This is a genomic window from Leisingera sp. ANG-Vp (assembly GCF_000813725.1).
In the GTDB taxonomy this organism is placed as follows: domain Bacteria; phylum Pseudomonadota; class Alphaproteobacteria; order Rhodobacterales; family Rhodobacteraceae; genus Leisingera.
The window spans coordinates 128,383-134,457 of the sequence record NZ_JWLD01000008.1 but is presented as its reverse complement, the minus strand read 5'-3'; the positions used below and the strand labels follow the sequence as shown (position 1 = coordinate 134,457).

Annotated in this window: 6 protein-coding genes, 1 other RNA gene and 1 pseudogene; 5 read left to right on the top strand and 3 right to left on the bottom strand. The window is 66.6% G+C overall.

What is annotated here, in order from left to right:
• Positions 1–284, top strand: a pseudogene (locus RA20_RS04390) (prephenate dehydratase); the annotation flags it as partial.
• A 243-nt stretch (positions 285–527) separates the two neighbouring features.
• Here RA20_RS04390 and ffs read toward each other — a convergent pair.
• Together ffs and RA20_RS04385 are read right to left on the bottom strand one after the other, a co-directional pair.
• An RNA gene (ffs, locus tag RA20_RS24900) (signal recognition particle sRNA small type) lies at positions 528–626 on the bottom strand.
• Between the two features lie 51 nt (positions 627–677).
• Positions 678–2,492 (bottom strand): 5'-nucleotidase C-terminal domain-containing protein, encoded by a 1,815-nt coding sequence (locus RA20_RS04385; RefSeq protein WP_241482208.1) that lies wholly within the window; start codon positions 2,490–2,492, stop codon positions 678–680.
• Between the two features lie 40 nt (positions 2,493–2,532).
• On the opposite strand from RA20_RS04385, the gene RA20_RS25300 reads away from it, so the two are divergent.
• Genes RA20_RS25300 through RA20_RS04375 form a run of 3 tightly spaced genes read left to right on the top strand, consistent with a single transcriptional unit; the run spans position 2,533 to position 4,380 of the window.
• Positions 2,533–2,874 carry a hypothetical protein gene (locus tag RA20_RS25300; protein WP_152618433.1) on the top strand — a complete coding sequence of 114 codons (342 nt, stop codon included), beginning with the start codon at positions 2,533–2,535 and terminating at the stop codon, positions 2,872–2,874.
• Positions 2,871–3,854 carry an NAD(+) diphosphatase gene (gene nudC / locus RA20_RS04380; protein ID WP_039125001.1) on the top strand — a complete coding sequence of 328 codons (984 nt, stop codon included), beginning with the start codon at positions 2,871–2,873 and terminating at the stop codon, positions 3,852–3,854. Before RA20_RS25300 ends, nudC begins: the two co-directional genes overlap by 4 nt.
• A gap of 58 nt (positions 3,855–3,912) precedes the next feature.
• The gene (locus RA20_RS04375) at positions 3,913–4,380 is read left to right on the top strand and encodes an SRPBCC family protein (RefSeq protein ID WP_039124999.1); all 468 of its coding nucleotides are present in this window, start codon (positions 3,913–3,915) and stop codon (positions 4,378–4,380) included.
• Between the two features lie 121 nt (positions 4,381–4,501).
• On the opposite strand, the gene RA20_RS04370 is transcribed toward RA20_RS04375, so the two are convergent.
• Entirely contained in the window at positions 4,502–5,383 is an 882-nt protein-coding gene (locus tag RA20_RS04370; protein ID WP_039124997.1) for an alpha/beta hydrolase family protein, read from the bottom strand.
• Between the two features lie 71 nt (positions 5,384–5,454).
• Here RA20_RS04370 and RA20_RS04365 point away from each other — a divergent pair, with 71 nt between their 5' ends.
• The gene (locus RA20_RS04365; protein ID WP_039124995.1) at positions 5,455–6,063 is read left to right on the top strand and encodes a TetR/AcrR family transcriptional regulator; all 609 of its coding nucleotides are present in this window, start codon (positions 5,455–5,457) and stop codon (positions 6,061–6,063) included.
• The last annotated feature ends 12 nt before the right edge of the window (positions 6,064–6,075 follow it).

Sequence of the window (6,075 nt, the reverse complement as noted above, 5' to 3'; positions counted from 1 at the left end):
CCCGCCGCGGCGCCCACAACATGATCACCAGCTTCGTGTTCCAGGTGCGCAACATCCCCGCCGCGCTTTACAAGGCGATGGGCGGCTTTGCCACCAATGGCATCAACATGACCAAGCTGGAAAGCTACATGGTGGACGGCTCGTTCACGGCCACTCAGTTCTATGCCGATATCGAGGGCCACCCAGAGGACCCGCATGTTCAGCTGGCGATGGACGAGCTGAGCTATTTCACCACCAATGTGGAAATCCTCGGAGTTTATCCGGCGGACAATGGCCGGTTCTAAGGGCCCGGAATCCGGCACCGAATCCTGCATTAGGCCTATATGGCAGCAAGTCAGCGGCCGGCAGGGGCTTTGCCCCTCTTGGCCTCACGGCCAATTCACCCCAGGGTAATTCGAACCAGAAAGAAGCAGCACCCCGGCGCGCGCCAGTGCGGCGCCGCGCCCAACGGCGAAGGTGTAATCTTTGATTGCGCCAAAGCAGGCGGAAGCAGTCCTGTTGCTGCTCGCCTGCGCTTCGTGCGGGAAAAGTGAGAGGCTGGACATCGACCCAAGCGGGGCTCGTTGTGGCTGCTTCCTTCCGGACCTGACCAGGTTGGCGAGGCGCCTGCCCGCGCCAACCTCTCGAATCCCGATATAAGCGCGCCTGCGGGGATTGGCAAGAGCCTGCCCCCGGGTTCAGAGTTGCAGTTCGAGCTGCCAGAAACCGTTGCTGCTGACGCCGCGGGGCTGCGCCAGCCCGGGCGGCAGCTCATCCAGGTATTGCCCCGCCCCGGGGCCGGTGACAGCGATGGCACTGGTTCCGGGCAGCGCGGCCAGCTGCCAGGGATAGGGCTCTTCCGCCAGCGGATCGGCCGACAGCCGGCCCGCGATATAGTCGCGCACCGCGTCGCGGATCCGCATCGGCGGCAGCGGCAGCTGCTCGGCCTCGCGCAGCATCCGGAAACTGCCGCCGCCGCTGACACGGTAGCTGTTGGCGGCCACCGCAAACCGCTGGCTGGGCTGCACCGGCTGCCCGTTCCAGGACAGGCCCCGGATACGCTGCGCTTGCGGGTTGATCCGCTCGCCGGCAGCTGAGAACCGCCGCGGCTGCGACACGTCCACCTGATAGCTCAGCCCGAAGATCACATCGAAGTTGTGCCCGGCCCGCTGCGGATCGACCAGCAGCTGGCCGCCGCGGCCCGGCTCCACCTGGCTGAATAGCCCTGCCGACATCTCCAGCCAGTCCAGCAGCTGAGCCCCGGTCACCACCACAGCCCGCAGCTCATTCGGGAAGACTTGCAGATCGGCGATATTGCGGGCGCACAGCTCCCCTGCGGCAATGTCGGTATAGAACTGCGGGCCTGACCGGCCGCCGAACTTGCTGGGGGCGGTTGCAGAGAGCAGCGGCAGGCCTGCAGCGGCACTGCGCTGCAGCAGCGGCCGGACCGCTGCCGCCTGGGCGCTGGCGACCAGTGCCAGGCCGCGGTCCTGGGCAAAGAAGGTGAAGTAGGAATGCATCGCCACCGAGCTGTAGCCGGCCGGCTGGCGCATCCGCTCAAGGGTGCGGGCATGATCTGCTGCCAGAGCCTCGCAGAACGCCGGATCTTCGGCAATCAAGGGCTCCGCAGCCCCTTCCGGCCCCTTCTGCGCCACCGCCTGCAGACTGGCACTGCCCCCCGCCGGGCGCCAGCCGGCGCCGGTGTATTCCAGATCCAGGCTGATCAGCCCAAGATGCGATCCATGCGCCCCCGGCATCACCACCGGCTTGGCAAACTCATGCCCCTCATCAGGCAGGGTCAGATGGGTGTGGCCGCCGACCACCGCGTCGACATCGGGGATCGACGCCAGCTGCGTCAGGGCATTTTCGCAAAGACCTGTGCCGGACTGCGGGGCCAGGCCTGTGTGGCCCAGCGCCAGCACAATATCACAGCCTTCTGCCTTCAGCCGGCGGGCCTGTGCCGCTGCCGTTTCAACGATGCCGCCCGCCGCCAGCTGATCCTGCAGCGCCGGACCGCACCAGGCCAGCGTCTGCGGCGGCAGCACGGATAACAGCCCGATCCGCACCGGCGGCAATCCGGGACAGCCGGGAATATGCCGCTCCAGCACCGCCGAAGGCTCAAAAGGCAGCGCCTGCCCCGGCTGCAGCGCCGTCAGGTTCGAGCACAGCACCGGGCAAGGCACATCCTTCAGGATGCCTGCCAGCGCCGCCAGGCCGAAATCGAAGTCATGGTTGCCCAGGCCCACCGCATCATAGCCCAGTAGCTGAAAGGCACGTGCCAGCGGATGCGGCCCCTTGGCATCAGGCACAATGTCGCCCAGGGGCGAGCCCTGAAACCCGTCGCCATTGTCTACCAGGATGCAGGCAGCGCCCTGCCGGGCCGCATCTGCCCGCGCCTGGGCAATCAGGCTGGCGACGCGCGACAGTCCAATCGACGGATCTGGCCGGTCCGCATAGTAATCGTGGCTCAGCAAGTTGCAGTGCAGGTCCGTAGTGGCCAGCACGTGCAGCATCCCGGCTGGCCGGGCCCCGGGAGCCTCCGCTCCGCCTGTCATGTCCGAAGTTGTGCTGACACTGCCTGCCCGCCGCTCCTTTCAGCACCCTTCAGCGCCATTTCTTGTCCGCCGCTATTTGAATCAGCGTTTTAACGATTTGCAAAGAAACCTTTGTGCCGCATTTGAAAAATTATTAACGCAGCGGCAGCCGCGGCGCGTTTCGGCCCTGTTCCGCTGGAAATTGACGCAAACCGGGCAGCAAAGGTGTGGCGGCGCGGCGACAGGCAAGCACCGATCACCGGCAATTGCTGGCAACGCCGCCAGCGCGCTGGCATGCAGTTGCCTATTCCATCCGTTGAGCCGCGCTGCAGCGCCGCCAGTCAAAGGAGAGCTGTCATGAAACATGCGGAACAGGTGACCTTCGGCGGCGGCGGGCTGGAGCGGTCGGCGCATCTGCGCGGCGACCCGGCGGCATTGGCAGCCGCTTGGGAGGATTCCCGGTCCCGGGTGCTGCTGATGTGGCGCGGCAAGCCGCTGACGGTGCGGGAGACGGAGGCAGACCTGCCCGGCGGGCTGGCCTGGACGGCACCCGGCCATGCGCTGGCTGCCAGCCGCCGCGGGGCCGCACTGTTCCTGGGGCTGGAGCCGGACGGCGCACCGCGCTTTGCCTGCGATCTTGGCGATTGGCAGCCGGAGGAGCTGGACCCGGAAGCGCTCAACAGTTTTGCCGACGCCAGCGAGCAGCAGCACCCGGATCTGCCGCAAACCCATGTCTTTGCCGAGCTGCGCCGGGTGATGACCCGGCTGTCTCCCCTGGAGGCGGAAATGGCCGCCACCGCCAAGGCGCTGCTGTCCTGGCACCGCAGCCATCAGTTCTGCGCCTGCTGCGGCGCGCCCAGCGATGTGGTACAGGCCGGGTGGCAGCGGCTGTGCCCGTCCTGCAAGGCACCGCATTTTCCGCGCACCGATCCGGTGGTGATCATGCTGATCACCCATGGCGACGCAGTGCTGATGGGGCGCTCCCCAGGCTGGCCAGAAGGCATGTATTCGCTGCTGGCCGGATTTGTCGAACCGGGCGAAACGCTGGAGGCGGCGGTCCGCCGCGAGACCTTTGAGGAAACCGGCGTGCAGGTCGGGGCGGTCAGCTACCTCTCCTCGCAGCCCTGGGCCTTTCCGATGTCGCTGATGTTCGGCTGCGCGGGCGACGCGCTGAGCCGGGAAATCACCATCGACCCGGCTGAGATCGAAGATGCGCTCTGGGTCAGCCGCCAGGAGATGATGGAGGTTTTCGCCGGCGGGCACCCGGTCTTGAAACCGGCGCGGAAAGGCGCAATTGCGCATTTTCTGCTCAAGAACTGGCTTGCGGACACGCTGGACTAAAGCGCATATTTGCCGGAAACGACGCAGCGCACCCGCCGCGCAACTGAGGCAGACCACCATGGAATTTCAAAGCAAAGAAGATATCGAAGCGCCAATTGCCGAGGTATTCGGCGCCATCGCTGATTTTGAGCTGCTGGAACGTTCGGCCCTGCGGCGCGGTATCGAAGTGCAGCGCATCGGCGACGCCGCCCGTCCGGAGAGCGGCCTGGCCTGGGACCTGAATTTCAGCTTCCGCGGCAAACAGCGTGAAGCCCGGCTGACTCTGGACGGCTACACACCGGTTACCGGGCTGGTTCTGACCGGCTCCGGCAGCGGCATCGACGGGCGGATGGAGATCGAACTGCTGGCACTGTCGCCGCAGCGCACCCGGATGTCAGCAGGGCTGAAACTGAAGCCGTCCAGCCTGACCGGCCGCCTCTTGGTGCAATCGATGAAACTGGCGCGCAGCAACCTGACCCGCCGCTTCAAGCTGCGCCTGGCGGATTATGCCCGCGTGACCGAAGAGCGCCTGAACCGCAGCGCCTGAAACCGCATGCGCGGCGGTTCCGCGCAGGGACACTTCCCTGCAGGCCGGGAAGAGGGAGGGGCGCTGCCCCTCTTGGCCTGACGGCCAATTCACCCCGGGGTATTTTCAACCAGAAAGAAGCTCAGGCGGGCTGCGGCACCAGCTGCGGCCACAGAGCAGCGCTGCCGCGGGCAAAGGCGCCGAGATGGCCGAGGGCCTTCAGCCCATACTCCTGCGGTTCCAGGGTCTTGCGCTGCTGCGGCCCGGTGCCAAAGACCTCTCCCAGCCGCCAGACAGCGGCCGGCGGCACCATGCTGTCATCTGCAACAGCAAACAGATGCACCGGAATGCCGGTTTCCTGCCACCGCGGAAGCGGCAGGCTGCGCCCGGTCTCCGGCAGGTAGCTGCCGGATGCGGTGCACCAGCGCCGCCATTGCCGGTAAACCCCGGCAGGCAGGTCTGCCCCGAACCCCACCGCGCGCCCGGGCAGGTAGCCCAGGGCACGGACCAGCGGCGGCACATGGCCGAACCAGAAGGCCAGCGCCAGCGCGCGGTAGGGCCAGGGGTGATCGTGGTGGTGCACCAAGCCGCCCGCAACCACGATCATGCGGGCGACGTCCTTCAGGCCATCCTGCAGGGGCATCAGCATCGCCCCCAGCGAGTGCCCAATGATCCACAGCGGCACCCCCGCATGGTGCCGCCGCATTTCGTCCCGGGCCGCGGGCTGATCCGCCAGCGCCCAATCTGCCATCGTGGCATCCGACCGGCGCGGATGGTCCTGCGCCGAGGCGCCGAAATCCCGGTAGTCATAGGTGAGGCAGGCCATCTGCCGCTCTGAGGCCAGCCAGCGCGCGAAATGCCGGTAGTAGCGCTGCGGCACCCCGGTGGCGCCGTTCAGCACCACAGCAGCCCGCGGCTGCCCGGCCGGATGGTAAATCCGCCCTGCCAGCACGGTGTCCCCGGAGGGAAACCGCAGCTCCTGCTCCCGCACTGCCGCTGTCTGATCTGCATTGCTGTCCAGCATTGCCGCCTCCTAGACCAATCGGTCCAACGACATCACTGGACCAATCGGTCTAATGCTGTCAAGCTGCCGCTATGGATGACGTGACGACAGCCGGATCCGCGCCGGACCAGCCCCTGCCAACCCGCGAGCGGCTGATTCTGGCCGCCGCCAGCCTGTTCCGCAACAAGGGCTACAGCGGCACCGGGCTGGCCGAGCTTCTGACCGAAGCCGCGGCGCCCAAGGGTTCGCTCTACCACCATTTCCCCAACGGCAAATCCGACCTGGCGCTGGCGGCTGCCAATTGGGCGTCAGAGCAGATGCTGCAGCTGATCGACGCCTCTTTCACCCCTGCCCCCAGTTTTCAGGAGGGCGCCAAGACGGTCTGCTACAAGCTGGCCAAGCTGTTTGACCTTCAGGGAAAATGGAGCGGCTGCCCGGTGTCGGCGACGCTGTTCGAGGGGCCGGAAAACGAGGCCTTCCATCAGCATGCCGCCCTGCTGTTCGAAGGTTGGATCAGCGCCACAGCGGCACATGCACAGCGCTTGGGGCTGGCGGAGGCCGAGGCCCAGGCGGCGGCGGAAAACTTCTACATCCTGCTGCAGGGCGGCTGGCAGCTGGCGCGGGTGCGGCGCGACTCGGATGTGATCCGGGGGCTGCACCTGCAGTTGTGCCCGCCCATGCAGCTGCAGAAAAACGATTGACGACTCGGGGAC